The organism is Streptomyces sp. R41, assembly GCF_041053055.1.
In the GTDB taxonomy this organism is placed as follows: domain Bacteria; phylum Actinomycetota; class Actinomycetes; order Streptomycetales; family Streptomycetaceae; genus Streptomyces.
Genome location: NZ_CP163443.1, coordinates 5,836,987 through 5,860,291, shown reverse-complemented (window position 1 = coordinate 5,860,291; position 23,305 = coordinate 5,836,987). Strand labels below are relative to the sequence as shown.

General features: G+C 71.4%; 17 protein-coding genes. 9 read left to right on the top strand and 8 right to left on the bottom strand.

Annotated features, from left to right (window positions below; translation table 11 throughout):
* The first annotated feature begins 197 nt into the window (after nt 1–197).
* Nucleotides 198–938: a Clp protease N-terminal domain-containing protein gene (locus AB5J53_RS26795; protein ID WP_369248206.1), complete on the top strand. Its 741-nt coding sequence runs from the start codon at nt 198–200 to the stop codon at nt 936–938.
* A 69-nt stretch (nt 939–1,007) separates the two neighbouring features.
* Nucleotides 1,008–2,699, top strand: coding sequence for a bifunctional 3'-5' exonuclease/DNA polymerase (locus tag AB5J53_RS26790; RefSeq protein ID WP_369248205.1), 1,692 nt, complete (start codon nt 1,008–1,010; stop codon nt 2,697–2,699).
* A 31-nt stretch (nt 2,700–2,730) separates the two neighbouring features.
* On the opposite strand, the gene AB5J53_RS26785 is transcribed toward AB5J53_RS26790, so the two are convergent.
* The 4 genes from AB5J53_RS26785 to AB5J53_RS26770 form a co-directional block, all read right to left on the bottom strand.
* Nucleotides 2,731–6,000, bottom strand: coding sequence for a BTAD domain-containing putative transcriptional regulator (locus tag AB5J53_RS26785; protein WP_369248204.1), 3,270 nt, complete (start codon nt 5,998–6,000; stop codon nt 2,731–2,733).
* A gap of 304 nt (nt 6,001–6,304) precedes the next feature.
* Nucleotides 6,305–7,210, bottom strand: a complete 906-nt coding sequence (locus AB5J53_RS26780) for a glycosyltransferase family 2 protein (RefSeq protein WP_369248203.1) — start codon at nt 7,208–7,210, stop codon at nt 6,305–6,307.
* A gap of 151 nt (nt 7,211–7,361) precedes the next feature.
* The gene (locus AB5J53_RS26775) at nt 7,362–7,793 is read right to left on the bottom strand and encodes a DUF3052 domain-containing protein (RefSeq protein WP_369248202.1); all 432 of its coding nucleotides are present in this window, start codon (nt 7,791–7,793) and stop codon (nt 7,362–7,364) included.
* 105 nt (nt 7,794–7,898) lie between these two features.
* The gene (locus AB5J53_RS26770; RefSeq protein ID WP_369248201.1) at nt 7,899–8,513 is read right to left on the bottom strand and encodes a hypothetical protein; all 615 of its coding nucleotides are present in this window, start codon (nt 8,511–8,513) and stop codon (nt 7,899–7,901) included.
* 251 nt (nt 8,514–8,764) lie between these two features.
* Here AB5J53_RS26770 and AB5J53_RS26765 point away from each other — a divergent pair, with 251 nt between their 5' ends.
* The 7 genes from AB5J53_RS26765 (at nt 8,765) to AB5J53_RS26735 (ending at nt 19,324) form a co-directional block, all read left to right on the top strand.
* On the top strand, nt 8,765–9,328 hold the full coding sequence (locus AB5J53_RS26765; protein WP_369248200.1) for a BLIP family protein: 564 nt from the start codon (nt 8,765–8,767) through the stop codon (nt 9,326–9,328).
* A gap of 169 nt (nt 9,329–9,497) precedes the next feature.
* Entirely contained in the window at nt 9,498–13,520 is a 4,023-nt protein-coding gene (locus AB5J53_RS26760; protein WP_369248199.1) for an SGNH/GDSL hydrolase family protein, read from the top strand.
* A gap of 78 nt (nt 13,521–13,598) precedes the next feature.
* Complete coding sequence (locus AB5J53_RS26755; RefSeq protein ID WP_369248198.1) at nt 13,599–13,988, top strand: hypothetical protein; 390 nt, start codon at nt 13,599–13,601, stop codon at nt 13,986–13,988.
* 155 nt (nt 13,989–14,143) lie between these two features.
* The gene (locus AB5J53_RS26750) at nt 14,144–15,445 is read left to right on the top strand and encodes an ATP-grasp domain-containing protein (protein WP_369248197.1); all 1,302 of its coding nucleotides are present in this window, start codon (nt 14,144–14,146) and stop codon (nt 15,443–15,445) included.
* Entirely contained in the window at nt 15,442–16,575 is a 1,134-nt protein-coding gene (locus AB5J53_RS26745) for a GNAT family N-acetyltransferase (protein WP_369248196.1), read from the top strand. Before AB5J53_RS26750 ends, AB5J53_RS26745 begins: the two co-directional genes overlap by 4 nt.
* Entirely contained in the window at nt 16,572–18,287 is a 1,716-nt protein-coding gene (locus tag AB5J53_RS26740; RefSeq protein ID WP_369248195.1) for an ABC transporter substrate-binding protein, read from the top strand. Before AB5J53_RS26745 ends, AB5J53_RS26740 begins: the two co-directional genes overlap by 4 nt.
* Complete coding sequence (locus tag AB5J53_RS26735; RefSeq protein WP_369248194.1) at nt 18,284–19,324, top strand: GNAT family N-acetyltransferase; 1,041 nt, start codon at nt 18,284–18,286, stop codon at nt 19,322–19,324. Before AB5J53_RS26740 ends, AB5J53_RS26735 begins: the two co-directional genes overlap by 4 nt.
* On the opposite strand, the gene AB5J53_RS26730 is transcribed toward AB5J53_RS26735, so the two are convergent.
* Genes AB5J53_RS26730 through AB5J53_RS26715 form a run of 4 tightly spaced genes read right to left on the bottom strand, consistent with a single transcriptional unit; the run spans nt 19,276 to nt 23,179 of the window.
* Nucleotides 19,276–20,310, bottom strand: coding sequence for an EamA family transporter (locus tag AB5J53_RS26730; protein WP_369248193.1), 1,035 nt, complete (start codon nt 20,308–20,310; stop codon nt 19,276–19,278). The two genes, AB5J53_RS26735 and AB5J53_RS26730, sit on opposite strands and share 49 nt — an antisense overlap.
* Complete coding sequence (locus tag AB5J53_RS26725; protein WP_369248192.1) at nt 20,307–21,680, bottom strand: serine hydrolase; 1,374 nt, start codon at nt 21,678–21,680, stop codon at nt 20,307–20,309. Before AB5J53_RS26725 ends, AB5J53_RS26730 begins: the two co-directional genes overlap by 4 nt.
* 54 nt (nt 21,681–21,734) lie before the next feature.
* The gene (locus AB5J53_RS26720) at nt 21,735–21,995 is read right to left on the bottom strand and encodes a ferredoxin (protein WP_369248191.1); all 261 of its coding nucleotides are present in this window, start codon (nt 21,993–21,995) and stop codon (nt 21,735–21,737) included.
* Nucleotides 21,996–22,000: 5 nt separating this feature from the next.
* On the bottom strand, nt 22,001–23,179 hold the full coding sequence (locus AB5J53_RS26715; RefSeq protein WP_369248190.1) for a cytochrome P450: 1,179 nt from the start codon (nt 23,177–23,179) through the stop codon (nt 22,001–22,003).
* Between the last annotated feature and the right edge of the window lie 126 nt (nt 23,180–23,305).

The following is a 23,305-nucleotide window of genomic DNA, read 5'->3' as shown; positions in this document are numbered from 1 at the left end:
CCACGGAGCCGTTCCTTGTGGATCCGTCCGGATACGGGCATTCGATGTACCGACACGGCCCCTTCCGTGCGTGTGCGGCTGCGGGCCGCCGTACGGCTGGTCCTCGCTGAGGGCAGTCGAGGAGGGTGCGCATCGGCCATTTCGACGGGTGTCAACTTTGGGTTGACAGTGGTGGGGTGTCAACCTACGGTTGACATATGACTTCGAACCCGCTCGGCAATGCATCCGTACGTCTCGACGACCTCATCGAGGCCATCAAGAAGGTTCACACCGACGCGCTGGACCAGCTCCAGGACGCGGTGATCGCCGCGGATCACCTGGGTGACGTGGCCGACCATCTGATCGGGCACTTCGTGGACCAGGCCCGGCGTTCGGGCGCGTCCTGGACGGACATCGGCAAGAGCATGGGGGTCACCCGGCAGGCCGCCCAGAAGCGGTTCGTCCCGAAGGCTGAGTCGGATCTCGATCCGAACCAGGGCTTCGGGCGCTACACCCCGCGTGCCCGGAAGGTGGTCATGGTCGCGCACAGTGAGGCCAAGGCCGCGGGCAATGCGGAGGGGCTGCCCGAGCACCTCGTCCTCGGTCTCCTCGCCGAGCCCGAGGGGATCGGCGCCAAGGCGATCACGGCGCAGGGCGTGTCCCTGGACACGGTGCGCGAGGCGGCGAAGGCAGCGCTCCCGCCGGCCGTCGACGAGGTCCCCGAACTGGTCCCGTACGGGCCCGCCGCCAAGAAGGCCCTCGAACTCACCTTCCGCGAGGCCCTCCGCCTCGGCCACAACTACGTCGGCACCGAGCACATCCTGCTGGCCCTCCTGGAGTACGAGAACGGCGAGGGCGTCCTCAGCGGTGCGGGCGTCGACAAGGCGACGACCGAAGGGCACGTCGCGCGCATGCTCGAGGAGGTCGTCACGGGGCGCGGGGGGGCGAGCACGGGCTGAGCGAGCCTGCGGCTCGGGCGCTGCTCGTGGTCGGCGCCATTGTCAGACCTCCCTGCGAGACTCGGAATCATGACCGGGCGCTGGGCTCTCGCACCGGCCGAGGACGGCGGCGCGGAGGTCGCCGTCCTCGGCCCCGACGGGCTGCCCGAAGGGCCGGTCCGCAGGGAGGCGGATCTGGCGGAGGCCGTGCGGTCGAGGCCCGAGGTGAGCCGGTGGGTCTGGCGGTCCACCGCGGAGGTGTATCCGCGTCTGCTCGCCGCGGGGGTGCGAGTCGAGCGGTGTTACGACTTGGAGGCCGCCGAGACGCTGCTGCTCGGGCACGAGGGGCGGCTCGGCGAGCCCCGGTCGGCGGCCGCCGCGCTGGCGAGGCTGCGCGGTGGGCCCGTACCGGTCGATCCGCCGCAGCGGTCCGCCGAGCCCGGTTCGCAGTCGTCGCTCTTCGAGCCGCGCCCGGTCCACGTGCCTTTGGAAGATCTCCTGGAGGTGTACGCGGACCAGCAACGGCGGCATGACGCGACCGCGCATCCGGAGCGCATGCGGCTGCTGACGGCCGCCGAATCGGCCGGGATGCTGGTCGCCGCCGAGATGAACCAGGGCGGGCTGCCGTGGAGCGCGGACGTCCACCGGGAGGTGCTGCACGAGCTGCTCGGGGAGCGGTACGCGGGCGGGGGCGAGCCCCGGCGGCTTGCCGAGCTGGCGGATGAGGTGTCGGCCGCTTTCGGGAGACGGGTCAGACCCGATTTGCCCGCGGATGTTGTCAAGGCCTTCGCTCAGGCCGGGATCAAGGTCAAGTCCACTCGGCGGTGGGAGATCGAGTCGATCGACCATCCGGCCGTGAAGCCGCTGATCGAGTACAAGAAGCTGTACCGGATCTGGGTCGCCCATGGGTGGTCCTGGCTTCAGGACTGGGTGCGCGACGGGCGGTTCCGGCCCGAATACCTGCCGGGCGGGACCGTCACCGGGCGGTGGGTGACCAATGGCGGGGGTGCCCTGCAGATCCCCAAGGTCATCCGGCGTGCCGTCGTCGCCGATCCCGGCTGGCGGCTCGTCGTCGCCGACGCCGATCAGATGGAGCCGCGCGTGCTGGCCGCGATCTCGCGCGACCCCGATCTGATGGAGGTCGCGGGGCGGGAGACCGACTTGTATCAGGCTGTTTCGGACCGGGCGTTCGCCGGCGACCGGGCGCAGGCCAAGCTCGCCGTGCTGGGTGCCGTGTACGGGCAGACGTCGGGTGACGGGCTGAAGAACCTCGCCCTGTTGCGCCGCCGCTTTCCCAAGGCCGTGGCGTACGTGGACGACGCGGCGCGGGCGGGAGAGGAGGGGCGGCTGGTGCGGACCTGGCTGGGCCGGACCTCTCCCCCGGCGGTGGGCTCGTCGGACGAGAGTGCGGAGGAGGCGGGTATTCCTCAGGACGATCCCGTGGAGAGCGGCCTTGAGCAGGGGTGGGTTCCGGGGTACGCCTCCTCGAACTCCCGTGCCCGCGGCCGGTTCGCCCGCAACTTCGTCGTCCAGGGCAGCGCCGCCGACTGGGCCCTGCTGGTGCTCGCCGCACTCCGGCGCACCTGCGCCGACCTCTCGGCCGAGCTGGTCTTCTTCCAGCACGACGAGGTGATCGTGCACTGCCCCGCCGAGGAGGCCGACACGGTCGTGACGGCGATCCGCGAGGCGGCCGACCTCGCGGGGCGGCTCACGTTCGGGGAGACACCGGTCCGCTTTCCGTTCACCACGGCGGTGGTGGAGTGCTACGCGGATGCCAAGTGAGACCGCCGAGTCACTTTGCCCGCTTCGGCTTTTACGCCAGGAGTTCCCGCAACTCCCCCACCACCGGGCTGTCCGTTTCCACCAGCGCCTCCAGGGCCGACTCCCACTGCTCGAACGCCCCCTCGACATCCCCCCGGCTGTGCAGCAGCAGGCCCCGCTGATGGCGAGCGAGCCCTCCGGTGTAGCGGTCGGCTCGGCGGTCCGCACGGCAGAGCAGCAGATCGCACTCGCGCGCGGCCCGCTCCCAGTGCCCCACCCCGCGCAGGGCGCGCACCAGCCCGAGCCGGGTCTGCGACTCGCCGTGCCAGTCGCCATGGCTGCCGAGGATGCGCAGACTCTCCTCGAAGTGCGGTACGGCGGCGGCCGGTTCGCCGAGGGTGAGGTGGGCGTAGCCGATGTTGCAGTGCGCGGAGTGGCGGATGATGACGTCCTGAATCGTGTCGCCGATCGCGAGGCTGCGCTTGTGGTGGTCGATGGCGGCCCGGGGGTCCGTGTGCTCGTACAGGTTGCCGAGGTGGCTGTAGGTGATGGCCTCCATGTGCGGGTCGCCCAACTCCCGTGAGAATTCGAGGCTTTGCATCAGGGCCTCGCTGGATTCGGCGTAGCGGCCGAGTCCTTCGAGGAGCATGCCGCGGTTGTTCAGGCCCCGCCGTACCCAGGACAGGACGCCGAGCCTGCGCCAGATCGCCAGCGCCTCGTCGTTGAGCACGAGGGCGTCGCTCGCGCGGCCCGTCATGAAGTGCAGCCCCGCGAGGTCTCCGAGCGCGTACGCCTCGGCCGCCTCGTCCCCGAGCCGCCGCGCCGCGCCGAGCGCGGCCCGCTGAAGGATCTCCAACTCGGCTACGCGGCCGCTGCGTTGGACGTAGGGGTTGAACAGGCGGACCAGGACCGGGATGTACGGGGAGGTCTCCGCGTGGCGCTCCACCAGGGCGACCACGTTCTCCAGCTCCAGATCGCCCCAGGCGAAGGCGTCCTTGGAGGAGCAGAAGGGTGGAATGGCCGCGACGTCCGCCGCGTGCGCGGGGGGCTGCGTGGCGGTCGGGCGGCCGCGGTCCTCGCGGTCAAGGCCGGGTTCGAGGATCGCCTCCAGGGAGCGGGCGGCGACACCGGCGTACCAGCGGAGGGCGCGCTCGGCCACGGCCGCGTCATGGCCGGCGGCGAGTACCGCGTCCTGGCCGCCGGGGGCAGCGGCGGCATTACCGCCGGGAACGGGGGTGCCCGTGTCGGCGGGAGCAGGGCTGCCCGCGGCACGCGAAGCCATGGCGTCCGCACCAGATGGGTCCGCGGCGGAGCCGCTGACGGATGCGGCTCCGCCTCCGCCCCCGCCCGTCCCGTACCTGGGGCTCCGCCCCGGACCCTGCTCCTCCAACGCCGGAGGGGCTGAAATTCCCGCGATCTCCCTCGCGAAGTCCCGTACCAAGTCGTGCGGTGCGTAGCGGCCGTACGCCGTCTCCTCCAGGAGGGCGACGTCGACGAGGCGGTCGAGGGCGGCCTCGGCTCGGCGCTCGGCGATGCCGGAGAGGCGGGCGAGGAGGGGCGCCCCGTACGCGGGGAGGTCGAGCGCGCCGATGCGGCACAGGGCGAGCGCCGCGTCCCGGTCGGCCTGGCGCTCCGAGGCGCGCAGGGCGTCGTGGGCGACGGCCAGGGAACGGCGGACGCTCAGGTCGTCGTACTCCAGGTGGTGCAACCGCCCTTCTGTAGCGGCCAGTTGACCGGCGAGCGCGTCCGGTGTGAGCGCGTGGCGCGCGGCGAGGCGGGCCGCGACGACGCGGAGGGCGAGCGGCAGCCGGCCGGTGAGTTCGACAAGGGGGTGCCCGCCGTCGAGCCCGTTGCGGCGGCCGGAGATCGCGCGGAGCAGCGCCGCGCTGTCCTCGTCCGACAGCGGCGCGAGCGGGAAGCGGTGCGCGCCGTCCAGGGCGGTGAGCGGCGAACGGCTCGTCACGATCACCGCGCAGCCCACGCCCGCGGGCAGCAGCGGTCGCACCTGCGCGGCATGCGCGGCGTCGTCGAGCACCATCAGTGTGCGGGTGGGCGCGAGCATCGACCGGAGCAACGCGGCCGCCGCGTCCGGGTGTTCGGGGATCCGGCGCGGCTCGGCGCCGAGGTCGCGAAGCAGCGCGGCGAGCGCCTGGCCCGAGGTGAGCGGGGTCATCCCGGGGGTGGCGCCGTGCAGGTTGACGTACAACTGGCCGTCGGGGAAACGTTCCCTCAGCCCGTGTGCCACGTGCAGCGCGAGCGCGCTCTTGCCGACGCCGGCCATGCCGCTGATCACGGCGACACACGGCATCCCGTCGGCCACGGCGACGTCGGACCCGGCGTACCGGCGCTCCGGGTCCAGCGCCAGGCGCAGCGGCTCGCGGAGGTCGTCGCGGCCGGTGAAGTGCGCGGGCGGGGGCGGGAGTTGGGCGGGGCGCGGCGGGCCGGGATCCGAGGGGACGACCGCGGCCTCCCGCTCTCCTCGCCCGGCGTCGTCGGCGCCGTCCGCCGCCCCCTCCGTGTCGCCCTGCTCCCGGAGGATCTCCAGATGTGCCTCACGCACCGCGGGGCCCGGCTCGATCCCGAGCTCCTCCACCAGGCGGGCCCGCAGGTCACGGTGGACGGCGAGGGCCTCGGCCTGGCGCCCGGTGCGGTGCAGCACGAGCATCAGGAGCCGGTGGAAGGCCTCGCGGAGGGGGTGCTCGGCGGTGAGTTCGGCCAACTCGGGGGCCAGTCGGTCGAGTCGGGCAGGGTTGAGCGCTGAGCTGCCTCGGGAACGCACCCGAGCTTCCCCGAGGTCGCTCAGGCGCAGCTCGGCCTCGTACCGCCACTCCAGGACCAGCAGGCGGGCCTCCTCCAGGCGCTGGACGAAGGCGTGTCCGCCGGTCTCGGGCGGCAGGCCGCTCAGCGGGGTGCCGCGCCACAGGGCGAGCGCGGACGTGGATTCGCGCAGCGCCCGCTCCCAGGCGCGCTCGGCGTGCGCGGCACGTGCGGCGGTGGCGTGCTGTTCGAAGACACGGACGTCCAACTCGCCCTCGCCGACCCGCAGGACGTATCCGGGAGGGACCGCGCGCAGCCGCTCCGGATCGTCGAGGAGGCGCCGCAGTCGCGTCACATGGTTCTGCAGGGAAGCCTGCGCGGATGCGGGTGGCGCCCCGCCCCACAGCGCGTCCTTGAGCACGTCGACCGAGACGACCCGGCCCGGTTCCAGAAGCAGCGCCGCCAGCAGGGCACGCGTCTTGCCGCCGCCGATCGACCTGAACTCGCCCTCGGCGTCGTACAGGACCGGCGGCCCCAGCAGCCCGAACCGCAGCCCGTCCCGCATCACGCCGCCCCACTGCCTTCCCGCGCGACCGCCCCGGCCGCGCCCACGGCGACTTCGCGCCTTCTTCCGGCGACTTCCCGCCGACCGACTCACGGCTCCCGATCGAACCGTTGGCCTCATGTTAGCGATCCGTTGGCGTGGCCTGATGTGATCACTACATCGGATCTGGCCCGACGGTGCGCGCGTACGACGCGTAACTCGGGGGAGTGTCGCCGCCGTGGCCGGATCCGGGGACGCGCGAGGCCCCGGTCGTCGGAGGTGAACGACCGGGGCCTCCGTCCGTCGTACGGGCTCGTGCAGACCCTCAGATGACGGGCGGGCGGCCCAGGCGGGTGAGCCGCCACACCGTCCGCCAGCGCATGGGGCGCCGCTCCCCACCGGACTCCCGCAGCCCCTCCGCGAAACCGCCGAACCAGGCCTTCAGTCCGCCTACGGACCGGGTCCGTAGGAGTGTGGCCAGGGTCCAGATGCCCAGGTGCACCGGGATCAGCGGGAGGGGCAGCCGCCGGCGGGTCAGCCAGACCCGGTTGCGGGCGGTCACCCGGTAGTAGATGGCGTGCCGCGCGGGCGAGGTCTTCGGGTGCTGGAGCAGCAGCTCGGGCTCGTACAGCACGGTCCACCCGGCGTCGATGGCACGCCAGGCCATGTCGGTCTCCTCGTGCGCGAAGAAGAACTCGGCGGGCCAGTCGCCGATCTCGGCGAGCATGGGCATGGACAGGGCGTGGCCGCCTCCGAGGAAGCCGGTGACCGGTCCTCCCCGCATCGGGTCCTTGGCCCCGACCCGGGGCACGTGCCGGCGCTGCGTCTCCCCGTTCTCGTCGGCGATGCGGAAGCCGACGATGCCGAGCCGCGGATCGGCGGCGTACAGGTCCCGTACCTTGCGCAGGACGTCCCCGTCGACGAGCAGCCCGTCGTCGTCGAGCTCCACGACGACGTCGACGTCCCCCAGCTCGCTCAGGCGCTGGAGGGCGACATTGCGCCCGCCGGGGCATCCGAGGTTCTCGTCGACTTCGATGGTGGTGACTTCCCCGGGCAGTCCGAGGCGTTCGGCGAACTCGGGCAGCGGAGCGCCGTTGCCCACGATCACGATCCGTGCGGGCGCGACGTCCTGCTTGGCCACGGAGGTGAGCAGCGCGTCGACCTCGGCGGGCCGATTCCCCATGGTCACCACGGCAACGGCAACCCGCGGCCCCTCCTCCGCCTGTGACACGACATCCACCCCATCCCGGCCGACAACTGTGCCGCGATGCTAGCCGTTCACCGGAAGTCCCCCTCAGGTACGCCCCGACGTACGTCCGAATGTACGTCCGGACGTTCCCCCTTGACGTGCGCCCGTTCTCCGTATGCCGGTTCGGCGTACGTCAGCTCCCCTGATCCCGGTTCTCCCTGCGCCGTACGAACTTCAGGCCCGACCAGTCCTCTCCCAGCGCCGCCACCTTCACATCCACGACCCCGAGCGGCAGGAAGATCTCCCGCAGATCGTTCTCGGTGATGTCGCTCTCGTGCCCGGCCGCGCGCCGGGGCCAGGCGATCCAGAGCATCGCCTCGTCGGACAGGTCCCGGACCAGCCCGGCCGCCTGAGCCGCCGGCTCCGCGCGGGCCCTGAAGAAGGCGACCGTGACGTCCGCCCCCTTCGGTCCACCCGCGGAGACCGCGCAGTCCTCGGGCAGCCCGGGAATGTCCCAGTCCTTCGGCCCGTGCGTCAGCCGCACCCGCTGCCCTGCCTTGATACCGATCTTCTTGGCGAGCGGAGTACCGGAGTACCCGCCGCTCGCCGCGCCGGAGACACCCATGCCTGAAGGATGGCACCGCCGGTGGATCCGTCAGTCCGCGTACGCGCGGGGCGTGGCGCGGCGCCGTCATCTCGCTTACGCGCGGGAGAGGGGGTGTGACAGGAATCAGTGGGCGACCGGCGGCACGATGCAGGCGGTCTCCGGATAGGGGCCGTTGACCTCGACCCACACCCTGTCCTCGCTCACCGCGCCCGAGATACAGGCGGTCTTGCCGACCCAGATCCCGTAGAAGGTGCCCGGCACCTTCTCCGAGTGGTCCACGTTCCATCGCGACCACGGGTCCTGGACGCGCATGTCCGCGGCACGGAAGCCGAGCGATGCGAGCGCGGGGCGTACGTCCTTGGGGCTGATGCGCCCTTGCTTTCGCAGTTCCTCCAGTACCGGCTTGACCTTCTCGGCCTTCTCCTGCGCGGCCGCCTCGTCGGCGGGGGTCATGTCCGCCGGCATCCGGCCGATGTTGTTCTCGGCGTTGTGCGGCGCGCTGTCGCCGCGGTCCGGCTCCGCGTGCGGGCTCGCGGGCGACGAGGAGGAGCCGGCGGACGAGGTGGGGGTCTCGGACGGCGTCGCGCCGGGCCGCTGAGTTCCGCACGCGGCGAGACAGGCGGCGGCGGTCACGGCGGTCACGGCCCAGAGGGCGGCGCGGCCGGCGCTGGTACGGCTCGTATCGCCCATACGGCTCGTACGGCTCGTACGGCTCGTACGGCTCTCGCGAGAAGGCATGCCGCCAGGTTGGCAGAGAGGTCGGCCGGGCGCCTGAGTACGGGCACTCATCTCCGCCGGAAAGAGCCCGGGAAGAGCCCGGCAAGTGCGCCGCAAGAGGCCGCGAAGAGCCTCCGAAGAGCTTCCAACCCGCCTTGTCCACAGGGGAGTTGCAGGGGATGGCCAGAAGAGTGCCCGGTGCCACGCTGCTCCCGCCTCCCCGCAGGTGTGGCACCAGGGGCGGCACAGGACTACGGGGAGGAGCAACGACCATGCGCAAGCTGAGAAGGTCCCTCGCGACCGCGGCGGTGATGGCGCTGGCGGCGGCCGGTGCCGTCGTCGGGACGGCCGGCCCGTCGAGCGCCGGCTCGGGGATGAACCTGGAAATGTTCCAGAAGATCCAGTTCGGGATGAGCCGCCAGCAGGTGCTGGACATCGTCGGCCCGGGCGTGTGCGATCCGGACGAATTCGGCGACAGGACCGGGCTCTCCTGCCGGGCGTACAGCGACGACTACCCGCCGTACGCGAACTTCGACTTCAACGCCGCCGACCAGCTGAACCGCAAGTCGCAGGAAAAGCTGCTGAATCCCACGAACCCGCAGCTCACGCTCGCGAACTACAACAAGGTCACCACCGGCATGACCGTGGACCAGGTCATGACGGTCCTCGGCCGAGGCAGCTGCGTCGTGTGGGGCGAGGAGTATCCCGCGTACCCCTCGAAGGCCGGATGGCAGATCGACTTCCAGTGCCGGGCGGCGACGGGCGCCGGCTGGGCCCACGTCTGGTTCACGGACGACACGCTCCGAGGCAAGTCCAAGAACAGCAGCCTGAACTGACCCCGCTCACCCAGCGGTTGAGGTCCGTCGACCTCCCGCACCCCACATCTCCGCCCCCTGAGGGCTTGCCCGCTCTGCCTGTTGGCGCCGGTCCGGTCCCTGGGTGCGGTGCACGCCCTGATCTGGGCGTGAATCCCAGAAGAAAGACAGGAAGTTGAGACGCAGCATAGTGAGATATGCGCGTGTCCCGGTCGCCACGGCCGTCGCGATAGCGGTGGCCTGTGGGGTCGGTACGACGCAGGCCTACGCGGACGCGGTCCCGCCAGGAGCAGCCAACGGCTGGTCCCCGACCTCCCCGACCTCCCCGACCTCGAAGTCCGCGAGCGGCACGGGCAAGGGGGCCCCGAACGACACCAACCCCGGCGCGGTTCCCGCGAAGAAGCGAGCCGAGCTGCTCGGCAAGAGCTACAAGTCCTCCTCGGACCGGGCGTTCACGACCTCGGGTGACGGCACGGGCTTCCATGTGATGGTGGCCGACGAGAAGAGCGGCTACGCGTGGAAGACCGCCGCCTCGCTGTCCGAGCCGGGGTTCGAGACGGACACCTGGATCGGCAACGCCTGTGTGACCAGGTCCGGCACGTACGCGGCGGTGGCGTACGCGCCGCGCACCTTCACCAACAAGCCCGAGCTGATGAGCCGCGGTGCCTTCACCGCGATCGTGAACCTGAAGACCGGCGCCGTACGCAAGCTGCCGTTCCAGGCCACCCTCGGCTACTTCTCGCCGGGCTGCGGCACCGGCGACGACGCGGTGTTCTCCCAGTTCACCGACGAGAAGACGTCCAAGACGAACGAAACCCGGCTGGTCACGGTCGCCGCCGCCTCGGGGAAGTCCGCGAACACGAAGGTGGCCGGCCAGGTCACCTCGGCGGTTCCGGTGGGCGGCGGGATCGTCGCCGCGCGCGGCAACCGGGTCGTACGGATCGACGGCACGACGGTGAAGACGGTGGCCCGCACCCACGCCGTACCGTTCCAGCTGCAGCCGGACGCCGACGGCGGTGTCACCTTCATCGACCGGCTGCCCGGCGGCAAGAAGAAGTCGTCGGCCGATGACCAGGCCGCCGTCTCCCGTGTCACCGCGGGGGCGTTGCGGGCGGCGAACGGCAGGGCGAGGGCCGCCGAGCTCGCACAGGGTGCGCTGACCGGCTTCGACCTCGCGCGCACCCCGGCGGGAACCGTGTACGTCACCGGCAAGGCCCGCGGCCACGGGTCGCTGCCGGGCGCGGTCCGCAATCCGGGAGGCATCGACAAGGACGCCCGGATCTCCAGCCGCGGCGGCGCCGCGGTGACCACCGCGTGGGCGGACGGCAAGGACTCCCGGATCACGCAGAAGGACTCCTTCTCGGCGCGCGCCGCGAGGATCACCCTGAAGGCCCTGGACACCGGAAGGACGGCCGTCCTGGACGCCGCGCCGGGCAACCGGATCGGCAGCGCGGCCGCCCAGCGAACCGCGACCGCGCTGAGCCCGGCCCTTGGCACGCCCGCGAAGTCCGGCAAGGCCACCCCGATGGCGTCGCCGGTCGACGCGGACCGTACGTGTTCGGTCCCGCGCAACGACCCGAAGAAGCAGGCGTTCCAGCCGACTCCGCGGCAGATCGAGTGGGCCGTGGACCAGGCGGTCGTCGGCACCCTCAACAAGGGCGCCACACGAGGGGCGAACTGGAAGAACACGGGGATGAGCGCGTACGCGCCGCAGACCCTGTTCCCGCTCCAGTCGCTCAGCGGCGGCAGCGGCGCCGACTGGCACATCCCTGCTCAGGTGATGCTCGGCGTCACCGCGCAGGAGTCGAACATGTGGCAGGCGACTCGCTACGCCGTGCCGGGTGTCACCGCGAACCCGCTGATCGGCAACTTCTACGGCGTCAAGTACTCCTCCGACGGCTCCCAGACCGACCCGTGGGCCATCGACTGGACCAAGTCCGACTGCGGTTACGGCGTCACCCAGGTCACCGACGGCATGCGGCTGCCCGGCAAGGGCCAGCCGACGAAGACCGTGCAGCAGCAGGAGGCCATCGCGCTCGACTACGCGGCGAACATCGCGGCCGGCGTGAACATCCTGGTCGAGAAGTGGAACCAGACCCGTGCCGACGGAATCGTCATCAACGACGGCAGCCCGAAGTACATCGAGAACTGGTTCGCCGCCCTGTGGTCGTACAACACGGGCTACCACCTCAAGGCGGACGCGGGCAGCAACGCCGGCAAGTGGGGCCTCGGCTGGACCAACAACCCGGCGAACCCGCTGTGGAAGGAGAACCGTACGCCGTTCCTGGAGGACGCGGCCGGCGCCGACGACTACAGCCATGCCGCGCACCCGCAGGACTGGCCGTACGAGGAGAAGGTCATCGGCTGGGCGGCCCGCCCGATCTCGGCGATGTTCAAGCCCGGTGACTTCCAGCCCGGTTACCGCGCCGCGTGGTGGAACTCCAACGCCTACCGCACGGCGGCCAAGCCTCCGATCAGCCTGTTCTGTGACAGCAGCAACAACTGCGACCCGTCGAAGATCAGCACGGGCGCGACCAACGACACCGGCGGCGGCCCCTGCCTGCTGCCGGGTGACCCGAACACCTCGGACCCGCTGTACCTGAAGTGCTGGTTCACCAAGGCCGCGACCTGGAAGAACTGCACGTCCAGCGCCCAGTGCGGCAACCCGATCCACCGCTTCGACGACACCTATCCCGAGCAGGCGGACGCCAACTCGTATCCGCCGGAGTGCTCGGCCAACCTGCCCTCCGGGACGTACATCGTCGACGACCTCGCCGACGGGATCACCCCGGCGGGCTCCAGTACCCGATCGTGCGGCACGGTGTCGTCCGCGGGCTCGTTCAACCTCGACTTCGGAAGCGCCTCGTCCCGGATCGACCTGCACCAGATCGGCGCGGCCTACGGAAACCACTTCTGGTTCTCGCACACCAACAAGAACGGGACGACCGACGCGAGCAGGCTGCAGACCACCGGCACCTGGACGCTGAACAAGTCCGACCGCGGCTGGATGCGTGTCTGGGTGCACCTGCCCGACCACGGCGCGCACACCCGCCAGGCCATGTACAAGGTGGGCGGCACCAACTCCCTCAGCCCCAACCGCGCGCTGCCGCAGCGGGTGATGGCGAACAAGTGGGTGCCGATCGGCGTCTTCAACTTCACCGGAACGCCCACGGTGTCCCTGTCGAACGTGACGGAGGACGGCAAGGGCACCGAGGACGTCGCCTGGGACTCGGTCGGCTTCCAACCGATGATCGGCAAGCCGAAGAACATGGTCGTGGCGATGGGCGACTCGTACTCCTCGGGTGAGGGCGCCTCGGAGAACGGCGGCGCGGACTACTACCCGGAATCCGACTACTACGACAAACAGCAGCCCGACACCGAGGACAAGTGCCACCGGTCGAAGTACGCCTGGTCGCGTCAGGCCACGCTGCCCGGCTACTCGAAGTCGATCGGGGCGATGGCCGACGACCGCGACTCCGACATGGACTACCACTTCATCGCCTGCTCCGGCGCCCGCCACTACAACATCCTGCGCGAGGGCCAGAGCAGTGAGCTGCCACAGATCCAGCAGGGCTATCTCGACCAGAACACCACGCTGGTCACCCTGTCCATCGGCGGCAACGACGCCCGGTTCGCCGACATCATCCAGGAGTGCATCACGGCCCTGACCGTGTGCAACGACAACTCCATCGACGCCGTCGACCCGGACACCGGCAAGAAGATCGACGGACAGTCGACCGGTTCCCTGGAGGAATGGGCACCGAAGTGGCTGCACGAGCAGATCCGGCCACGGCTGGCGGGCATGCTCAACTCGCTGCACCAGAAGGCGCCCAACGCCAAGATCGTCCTCATGGGCTATCCGAAGCTCCTGGAGGGCAACGGCCAGTGCGTCGTCGGCATCGGCACCGAGGAGGCGCCGTGGCTGAACGGCATGGCCGACACGCTGGCCGCCGAGATGCAGGGCGCGGTCAACGACGCCAACAGCCTGTACAACGCGAACGCGGTCTTCTCCGACCCGCGTGACGAGTTCGCCGGCAAGGCGATCTGCGGTGACCCGGAGGACGTGCACGGCATCGTCCTGTCCGGCCACTCGCAGGCGGACAACCGGGACTGGAACTGGCTGCCGGGCAATGTGGCGCCTTCCATGAAGTCCTTCCACCCGAAGATCGCGGGTGCGCGGCTGTACGCCGACAGCCTGCAGCACTCGCTGTAGGCAGGATCCCAACAGGGGACGGGGGCCTGAGTACTCGTACTCAGGCCCCCGTCGCCGTGCCGTGGAAGGCTGAGCGATATGACGAACCGCAGGACCGCCCGCTGGGTGAAGGGCGCCGTCGTGTCGGCGGTGTCCGCCGTCGTCTGCTACTGGATCTGGTCGTCCCTGCGGGAGTGGGCGCAGGGTGTGGGCGATGCCGATCCGGACGCGATGTTCGCCGGGTCGTTGGAGTCGCTCCTCGCGGGGGTCGCCGGGGTGGCATCGATGCCCGTGCTGCTGTGGGCGGGGATGCGCGTACTGCGCGAGAGGGGCAACCACCTGCTGGTGCTGCTCGGCGCGTTGGCATGGATCCTCATCGGGGGCCATGTGGTCGAGGACGCCGTCGGTACGGGCGCCACCGCCGGTTTCCTGGCGCTGTTCGCGGTCCTTGGCGGACTGCTGGCCGGGGTCCGGTCACCGAGCGAGTGAGCGGCCGGCGGCGTTCCTATGCGCCTCGCCGACCGCCTATGCGTGTGACCACCCGATTCATGGCTTCGCCATGGCCGACGCGTTCAACTGGTCCTCAACGCCAGTCGACTGCAACGCCACCGACGTGATCGGCGGCGGACCATGGAGGCGGTCCCATGACAACACCCCTGGCCGACTACGCGAAGTTCGCCGGCAGGCGCATCGCGATCGTCGAGCACATGCAGAACCACCCGTTCGTCCTGGGCCTGCACCAGGCCCGCGAGCACGGTCTCGAGGTGTGGCTGCTCACCGGTGACCGGGCCTGGTACACCCACGGCCACGACTGGGACTCCCACCCGCTCGCCGCGGCCGTCGACCACGTGATCGACGTCGACACCACCGACCTGGAAGCGGTGCTGTCCGTGGTGACCGACGACAACGGCGCTCCCCTGGTGGACGGTCTGACGTCGTTCTCCGACTACCACACGGTGCTCGCCGCGCAAGCGGCCCGGCGCCTCGGTCTGCCGGGTCCCGACCCCGCTGCCGTGGAGACCGCCAACGTCAAGGACCGGCTGCGCGTCGCGCTCGGCGACGTACCGTTCAACATCCCCCACATGCTGGTCGGCGGCCGCGAACAGCTCGAAGAAGCGGCCGAGCGGCTCGGCTTCCCGATGATCGCCAAACCGCCCGCGGAGGCGATCAGTTACGGGGTCCGCCGCGTCGACGACATGGACCAACTGGTCGAGGCGTGGCAGGAGCTGTCCGGGATACGGCACAGCCTGCGCGGCCAGCCGCGTTCGGGCGACGTGCTCCTGGAGACGTACGTCGAAGGCGTCGAGGTCAGCGTCGAGACGATGACGGTGGACGGACACACCCACGTCTTCGGCGTCACTTCGAAGGACCTGTTCGGCGACCCGGCCTACATCGAGTGCGGGCACACCTTCCCCGTGCCGCTCTCCGACGACGAGCGCGACGAGCTCTACTCCGTGGTGCGAAGGACGCTGGAGGCCATCGGCTACGACCGCGGGCCCTGCCACACCGAGGTCCGGCGCACCGAGTCCGGCTGGCGCATCATCGAGGCCAACCCGCGCACACCGTCGAGCTGCATGACCATGCTCGTCACGGACGTCACCGGGCGCAGCCCCATCCTGGACGCCTGGCTGCTCGCGATCGGCGAGATCCCGCCGATCGAGCCGGTCATCCACACCGGCGGCGCCGCCGTCCGCATGATCTACCCGCAGCGGCGCGGCGTCCTCAAGCGCGTGGACGGCGTGGAGGCCGCCTCCTCGGTGCCGGGCGTGCAGGTGCTGCTGCACGTGGAGAAGGGCGACCACCTGTTGCAGCGCATGGACAACTCCTCCTGCGTCGGCTTCACCTACTGCAACGGCCCCGACCGCCTCGAAGCACAGGCCCTGGCCGACAAGGCGGCCGCGTACCTCGACTTCGTGGTCGAGGAGGACGGGGCACAGAAGCTGTGAGGGGCACCGGTCCGTATGCGGGCAGCCGGGGCGATGTGCGGGCGGTGGCGGACGCCGCCGCGCTGCCCGCCGCCGGCTGGGACGACCTGCTCGGCGCGGAGGACTTCTTCCAGACCTCCCGCTGGCTGGCGGTCCAGGAGCGCAACTCCGGGACCACGATGGACTTTCTCGTCCAGCACCGGGACGACAAGCCGGTCGCGGGCCTCGTCGCCGCGTGGGCCGACGACTCGGTGCCGTGGCTGCTCGCCCGGCCGGACGCGATGCTCTCCCGGGCTCTGGAGGACGGCGGCACACCGGAGGCCGAGGCCGTCCTCACCGAGGTGGCCCAGGGCGATCCGGCGGCCCTGCTGCCGTCCCTGGTGTGCGGCGGCCGGCACCTGGGACGCACCCGGGCGCCGGCCCGACCCGATGCGCTGCCCTCGGACGTCGAGGCGCTGCTGGAGCGGGCCGAGCAACTCGCCGCGGAGCGCGGGGCGGCGTCCGTCTGCTTCCCCCATGTCGACGTCCGCGACACCGGCCTGGTCGAGCTGTTGCGCGGCCGCGGCTACCGTTCGCACCTCTCGGCGCACTACGCCTGGCTGCCCATTCCGCCCGGCGGCTGGGACCAGTTCCTCGAGGAGATGAGCAAGCACCGGCGCCGCCGGGTGCGCCTGGAGCGCCGGGCGCTGGCCGAGGCCAAGGTGGAGGTCCACCTCGAACCGCTGACCAAGGCACTGGCCCCGCGCCTGGGCGAGCTCGACTGCAACCTGCTGCGCAAGTACGGCAATCCGGCGAGCCCCGAGCACTCGGCCGGGCTGCTGAGCTGGATCTCCGAGGTCATGGGCGACGACGCCATGGTCTCGGTGGCGCGCAAGGACGGCAGCATCATCGGCTTCGGCATGGTGCTGCGCTCCCGGGCCCGCGGCGAGGAGCAGTGGTTCGGCCACCGCGCCGGATTCGACTACGACGCCCAGGGCAAGCTGCCGCTCTATTACGACGTCCTGTACTACCGCGTCCTCGAGGCCGCCGCGCGCGAGGGCGTGTCCGTCCTGCACGCCGGGATCGGCAGCGTCGAGGCGAAACTCGCGCGCGGCTGCCTGGCGAGCGAGGAGCACTCTTTCCTGCTGCGGATCGGGGAGACGGCACGATGAGTACGCGAATCACCGAAGCGGCGGCGGGTGCGGGTGCCGGCTGGGACGCCGGCGTCGGTTCGATGGTGAACCCCTCGGACCGGCGCGGCGGCACGCTCCGTCTGGTCTCCTCGGCCGATGTGGACTCCCTCGACCCCGCGCGCACCTACTACGTGTGGGTGTGGCTGCTGCAGCGGATGCTCAACCGCACCCTCATGGCCTACCCCACCGACCCGGGCCCCGCCGGGCTCGTCCCCGTCCCGGACCTCGCCGAGAGCCCCGGGCGGGTGAGCGACGGCGGCCGCACCTGGACGTACCGGCTGCGCGAGAACCTGCGCTACGACGACGGCACCCCGATCACCTCGGACGACCTACGCCACGCCGTGCAGCGGGTGTTCGCGCAGGACGTGCTGCCCGGCGGCCCGACCTACCTCGTACCGCTCCTCGACGATCCCGCGCGGCCGTACCCGGGTCCGTACCGGACCAGCGACCCGCTGCGGTCCGTGCTCACCCCCGACGAGCGCACGATCGTCTTCCAACTGCGGCGCCCGTTCTCGGACTTCGACCATCTGATGGCGCAGCCCTGCGCGGCCCCGGTGCCGCGGCGCGCGGACACCGGGGCCGACTACGGGGAGAACCCGCGCTCCAGCGGTCCGTACCGGATCGCCGTCCACCGGCCGGGCAAGTTCATGCACTTCGAGCGCAACCCGTACTGGGACCGCGCCACGGACCCGGTGCGGCCCGCGCTGCCCGACCGGGTGGAGCTGACCATCGGGGTGGACGTCGACGAGCTCGACGAGCGGCTGATCGCCGGGGAGTTCGACATCAACCTCGAGGGCCGGGGCCTCCAGCACGCGGCGCAGGGCCGTGTCACGACGGACGGTGTCCTGCGGTCGTACACGGACAATCCGCGGACGAGCTTCCTGCACTTCGTGTCGATCCAGCCGCACATCCCGCCGTTCGACAACGTGCACGCGCGCCGCGCCGTGCACTACGCGGCCGACAAGATCCTGCTCCAGCAGGCGCGCGGCGGCCCGGTCACCGGCGGGGACCTCACCACGGCGCTGTTCCCGCCACGGCTGCCCGCGCATCAGGACCTGGACCGGTATCCGACCGGCCCGGACCTGCGCGGCGACCTCGACGCGGCGCGCGCCGAGCTGGCGGCGGCGGGGCTGCCGGACGGCTTCGACGCGGTGATCGGCACCCAGCGCGGCAAGTTCCGGCTGGTCGCCGACGCGGTCGCCGAGTCGGTGGCCCGGGTCGGCATCCGGCTGACCGTGAAGGAACTGGACGTCGCGAGCTACTTCAGCCTGGGCGCCGGGCACCCGGAGACCGTCCGCGAGCACGCGCTCGGGCTCATCGTCACCGACTGGGGCGCCGACTTCCCCACCGAGTACGGCTTCCTCGCGCCCCTCGTGGACGGCCGCCAGATCAAACCCAACGGCGGCAACTGGAACATCGCCGAGCTCGACGACCCGCGCGTCAACGAGCTCATCGACCAGAGCCTGCACACCACCGACCCCGCCGAACGGGCCCGCCAGTGGAGCGCCGTCGAACGCCTGGTGATGGAACACGCCGTGATCCTTCCCCTGGTCCACGACAAGACCCTGCACTTCCGCAACCCGTGGGTCACCAATGTGTACGTCCATCCGGCCTTCGGGCTGTACGACGTCCAGGCCATGGGCATCGCCCCCGACCGCGCCGACCGTAGCGACTGGGAGAACACCCCTTGAACGACATCACGCACGACCTGCGCTTCAGCCCGCTGGCCGCCGACGACGAGACCACGGTCGGCCAGTGGCTGCGGCTGCTCGCCGACTCGGCCGGTGACGTCCCGGAGGCCGCGCCCCCCTGCACCGCCGACATGACGGGCTCGCTGCGCTTCCCGCCGCCCGCCACCAAGCTGGAGGACTGGGTCGTACGCCACGACGGGCACGGCGGCCGGGTCGTCGGCGCGCTGCGGCTCGCGCTGCCCGACGGCGCCGGCGTGGCACGCGTGGACCAGCTCCTCGTCCACCCGCAGCTGCGCCGCCGGGGCATCGGGCGCGCGCTGTACGAGCGGGCGGCCGACATCGCCGCGGGGCACGGGCGTTCCGCGCTCGCCGCGACCGTGGTGGAGGCACTGCCCGGCGGCCCGGCGCGCGACCCGGGACCGGCCGCCTTCGCGGCGGCGATGGGGGCGGAGCGCTCGGCCGTACCGGCCGGAGTGCACCAGTGGCTGGACCTCGGCGCGCACGATCCGCTGGCCGACGGCGTCCCCGCCGTGCCGGAGGGGTACTCCCTCGTCACCTGGGGGACCATCACGCCCGACGAATACGCGGTACGGGTGTCCGTGCTGGAACGGTCGCTCGGCGATGAGTCGCTGGGCGACGAGGCCTTCGACGAGGAGCAGGAAGTCGAGACCAGCTACGCCCGGGAGTTCGAGACCATGCGCGTCGGGCGCGGGCGGCGGGCGTACCACACCGGTGTCGTCCACGACGCGAGTGGCCGTCTGGCCGGGTACACGAGTGTCTCGAAGACCACGGGGAATCCTGAGTACGCGCTTCAGGGGATGACCGTCGTGCACCGGGCGCATCGGGGACATCGGCTGGGGCGGCTGCTCAAGCTGGCGAACCTGGAGTACGTGTTGCGGCATGAGCCGGGTGTGCGGCTCATCGAGACGGCCAACGCCGAGGACAACGACGCGATGATCGCGGTCAACGCGGCCATGGGGTTCGTGCCTTATGACCGGTGGGTGTTCTGGGCCGGGGCGGTCGGTTCGGGGGACTGATTCTCCGTTCGGTCGGTGCGGGTGGGTCGTGGCCGGGCGCGCCCACGCGGCGGAGCCGCAGATGTCACAGCCTCGCGCCCCTCAAGGGGCGCTCCCCCACTGCTTCGCCGGAAGGGCACCCTCGGTGCCCAACCCGTTCCCGCCAGGACCCCCACCACCACCGCCACGCCGCCCGTCAGTGACCACCCCGTCAGCTCCTCCCCCAGCACCGCCCACGCCGCCGCCACCCCCACCACCGGGACCAGCATGGAGAACGGGGCCACGACGCCCGCCTCGTAGCGCTTCAGCAGGGTGGTCCAGATGCCCGAGCCGACCACCGAGCCCGCGAGCGCGGTGTACACCAGGGCCGCCAGGCCGGGCCAGCCGTCGGCGTCGAACGAGCCGCCGAGTGCGCGCCAGCCGGTGGTCGGGCCCTCCATGACGGCGGACAGGGCCAGCAGCGGCAGCGGCGGCACGACGGACATCCACAGGGCGAAGCGCAGCGGATGGTCGGGGCGGGCCTGGCGGCTGGCGATGTTGCCGAGTGCCCAGCCGAGCGCCGCCAGCAGGGTCAGCAGCAGCGGGAGCAGAGCGGCGCTGCGGGCCCGTTCCACCGCGATCACCGCCATGCCGAGCACGGCGAGGGCTATTCCGCCCAGCTGCCGCGGGGAGACCCGTTCGCCCAGCAGCAGCGCGCCGAGCAGCATGGTGAACGGGGCCGAAGCCTGCACCACGACCGAGGCCTGCCCGGACGGCATGCCCTGGTCGATGGCGAGGAAGAGCAGCCCGAACTGCAGGACCCCGAAGCCCAGTCCGTAGACCACCAGCCAGCGCACCGGCGCCTTCGGGCGGGGCACGAAGAGGATCACCGGCACGGCGAGGACGAGGAAGCGCAGCGCGGAGAGGAAGAGCGGCGGGTAGTGGTCGAGTCCGATCCGTACGGCGAGGAAGTTCAGCCCCCACAGCACGGCGACGAGAACGGCGAGGAGTCGGTCCTTGACGCTCACCGGGTGGCTTCCCGGTCGGCTCCTTCGCCGTGCTGCGGAGCTGTGCCGGGCTCGGCTCCTTCGCCGTGCTCCGGGCCGGCCTCCAGCAGACCGGAGTTGATGACCCGCGCACCCAGTCCGCGCAGGAACAGGCCGTCGCCGATGGGCTTCTGCTCGTCGGCCGCCTGCCGCAGCACCAGGACGTGCACGGTGCCGGCCCGGTCCTGGAGAAGCCAGCAGAACATCATCACGCCGGGGCAGGAACCGGCCTTGAAGTACACCCTGGACCACTTGGCGTGGTCGACGGGGATGCCGGGGTAGGCGGTCAGGATGTGCTCCACCGTGCCGGTGGCGTCCCGCTCGCTGTCGTGCCGGAGTCCTTCGAGGACGTGGAGCACGTCGTACGCGGTCATGTGCCAGTCGAGGCCCAGCCGGTGCACCGTCTCGCCCAGATCGGAGCCGCGCACCGTCATCGGCCGGGCGATCTCGCGCAGCAGCTCGCGCCGTCCGGACTCGTCGCGCTCGGCCCAGGCCTTACGCAACTCCGGTGCGCCCCAGCCGAGTTCGAAGACCTCGTGGCTGGTCAGGAAGGGACGCAGGAGGGAGGGGTCGTGGTGGCGGGAGGCGGTCACGGCACGCTCGACGGCGTCCCGGCCCAACCGGTCCGCGATCAGATCGGCGCCGGTGTTGTCGCTCATCGCGATCATCTTGTACGCCGTCTCGCGCACCGGGACGCGGCTTCCGTCCGGCAGATCCTGCATGTCGCCCGTGGGCAGGCTGCGCAGTTCGGGCCGTACGGTGACCTCGTCGTCCCAGCTCAGCTCGCCGCTCTCGATCGCCTGGACGAGGGCGCGCATCACATAGAGCTTGTACGCGGAGCCGGTGGGCATCGGCCGGGCGGCGGCCGACTCGTGCAGGACGGCGGTTCCGCCGGGCGTGAGGCGCGCGGCGAGGACGGAGTGGTCGACGCCGGATATGCGCAGCGTGTCCTCCAGCTCGTCCCAGGTGCGTATCTCGGGGATCACCGTCTCGGGCTGGAGGGCGAGGATGCGGATCAGCCCGGTGGAGTCGAGGGTCAGCGACAGCGTGTGGCGCAGGCCGGTGGGCCCGGACAGGACGACCCAGCCCTTGTGGGCGACGGGCTGGTACTCCCGGACCGTGAACGGCCCCTTCGTACGCCACTCCTCCAGCGTCGCGGAGAAGCCCCGCGCGTGCCGGGCGGGGAAGGTCGGCACGAAACGACCGGCTGTGGACTCGTCCGGGGCGAGGTCGGGCGCCGTCAGCAGCCCTACCGCCCACCGGGCAGCGTCACCCATCGGGGAGTCGTCGGCGGCGAGCGCCGCCTCGGCGGCGGTGGCGCCGGACGGGACGGAACCAGGGGCTTGGATCATGATCGCTCCTTGTCGGCCGCTGAGCGGCGAAGGGCGCCGCTGGGGCGCGGGCTCTCAGTCCTCGGTGACCGTGATGGCCCCGCACGGGCACAACTCGGCGCAGAGCCGGGCCGATGCGTGCCGTGCGGGCGCGGGGGTGGGGTCGAGCAGGACCACGGTGCCGGTGTCGGGGTCCTGGTCGAAGAGTTCCGGCTCACTCGCCGCGCACCGGCCCATGGCGCAGCACGCGTCCGGGTCGACGGTGATCGTCAGGCGGCTCGCGCCGGCCGCGTGGCTCCCGTCGCTCATGCCACTCGCGTCGCTCGCGTCGCTCACGTCTGTCACCAGGTGACCGGGAGCGCGCCGAGTCCGTAACTGGACACCTCGTGGCGGAAGTCCAGCTCCTCGAACGGCACGGCCAGCCGCACACCGGGCATCCAGCGCAGCACGGCGGCCAGCATCTCCTCGATCTCGACCTTGGCGAGCCACTGCCCCAGGCACTGGTGGATGCCGTGGCCGAAGGCCAGATGGCGGCGGGCGTCGCGGTGCGGGTCGAGGGTGTCCGGGGACGGGAAGACCCGCTCGTCGCGGTTGCCCGCCGAGAGCGAGAGGACGACACCCTCGCCGGCCTTGATCGTCACGTCGTCCAGCTGTACGTCCTCGATGGCGGCGCGGGCCAGTCCGTTCTGCACGATGGAGTGGAAGCGCAGCAACTCCTCGACCGCCTTGGGCAGCAGGCTCTCGTCCTTGGTCAGGGCGTCGGCGAGGCCGGGGTCGGTGGCCAGGCTGAGCAGACTGAGGCTGGCCTGACTGGTGGTCGTGCCGTGCCCCGCCACCAGCAGCAGCCGGCACATCGGGACCAGTTCCTCGACGCTCAGCCGGCCGGGCCGTACCTGGTCGGTCACCAGACGGCTCACCAGATCGGTGCCGGGATCGGCGACCCGCGATTCGACGAGCTCCCGCAGGAAGCCGTCCAACTCGTCCCTTGCGGTGGCCACTTGATCGGGGGTGTAGCCACGGTCGATGAGAATCGCGCTGCGGCCCTCGATGAAGTCCCGGCGGTCCTCGCCCACGCCGAACAGCAGGGCGATGACCCGGGACGGCACGGGAATCGTCAGACCGGCGACGAGATCGACGGGCTTCTCACCGGCCGCCACCAGACCGCCCAGCATGTCATCCAGCAACTCCCGCAGCACGGGCCGCATTTCCTCCGCCTTGCGCGCGAGGAAGTCGCGGGTGAGCATCGAGCGCAGCCGGGAGTGGTCCGGGTCGTCCATGCGGATGAACGAGGCCGTGTGGGGCGCCGCGCGCACGAGTTGCGAGGTGCGGGTCAGCATCGGGAAGCCGGGGGCGCTGGTGACCGCGGTGAACCGACGGTCACCCAGCACGGCCCGGACACCGGCGTGCGAGGTCACCAGCCACACCTCGCTGCCGTCCCACAGCGTCACCCGGCTCGCGGCGCGTCCGGCCCGCAGCGCGGCGAGCTGCGGCGGCGGGTCCACGGGGGAGACACGTGGCATCGGGTACGACGGTGCCGCCGCCCTCTCTTCCTGGACCGCTGCATCGTTCTGCATCATCCACCGCCTATCGCTGCACAGGTCGCTGCACAGGGGTCGTGCCGACGTGCTGTCGTCGACCCAATCTGC

What these genes read in the sequence shown, in the direction of transcription:
- AB5J53_RS26770 (WP_369248201.1), bottom strand. Translation starts at nt 8,513, where the DNA reads ATGCCTTCTCGCGAGAGCCGTACGAGCCGTACGAGCCGTACGAGCCGT.
- AB5J53_RS26750 (WP_369248197.1), top strand. Translation starts at nt 14,144, where the DNA reads ATGACAACACCCCTGGCCGACTACGCGAAGTTCGCCGGCAGGCGCATC.
- AB5J53_RS26765 (WP_369248200.1), top strand. Translation starts at nt 8,765, where the DNA reads ATGCGCAAGCTGAGAAGGTCCCTCGCGACCGCGGCGGTGATGGCGCTG.
- AB5J53_RS26715 (WP_369248190.1), bottom strand. Translation starts at nt 23,179, where the DNA reads ATGCCACGTGTCTCCCCCGTGGACCCGCCGCCGCAGCTCGCCGCGCTG.
- AB5J53_RS26775 (WP_369248202.1), bottom strand. Translation starts at nt 7,793, where the DNA reads ATGGGTGTCTCCGGCGCGGCGAGCGGCGGGTACTCCGGTACTCCGCTC.
- AB5J53_RS26790 (WP_369248205.1), top strand. Translation starts at nt 1,008, where the DNA reads ATGACCGGGCGCTGGGCTCTCGCACCGGCCGAGGACGGCGGCGCGGAG.
- AB5J53_RS26755 (WP_369248198.1), top strand. Translation starts at nt 13,599, where the DNA reads ATGACGAACCGCAGGACCGCCCGCTGGGTGAAGGGCGCCGTCGTGTCG.
- AB5J53_RS26795 (WP_369248206.1), top strand. Translation starts at nt 198, where the DNA reads ATGACTTCGAACCCGCTCGGCAATGCATCCGTACGTCTCGACGACCTC.
- AB5J53_RS26785 (WP_369248204.1), bottom strand. Translation starts at nt 6,000, where the DNA reads ATGCGGGACGGGCTGCGGTTCGGGCTGCTGGGGCCGCCGGTCCTGTAC.
- AB5J53_RS26725 (WP_369248192.1), bottom strand. Translation starts at nt 21,680, where the DNA reads ATGATCCAAGCCCCTGGTTCCGTCCCGTCCGGCGCCACCGCCGCCGAG.
- AB5J53_RS26740 (WP_369248195.1), top strand. Translation starts at nt 16,572, where the DNA reads ATGAGTACGCGAATCACCGAAGCGGCGGCGGGTGCGGGTGCCGGCTGG.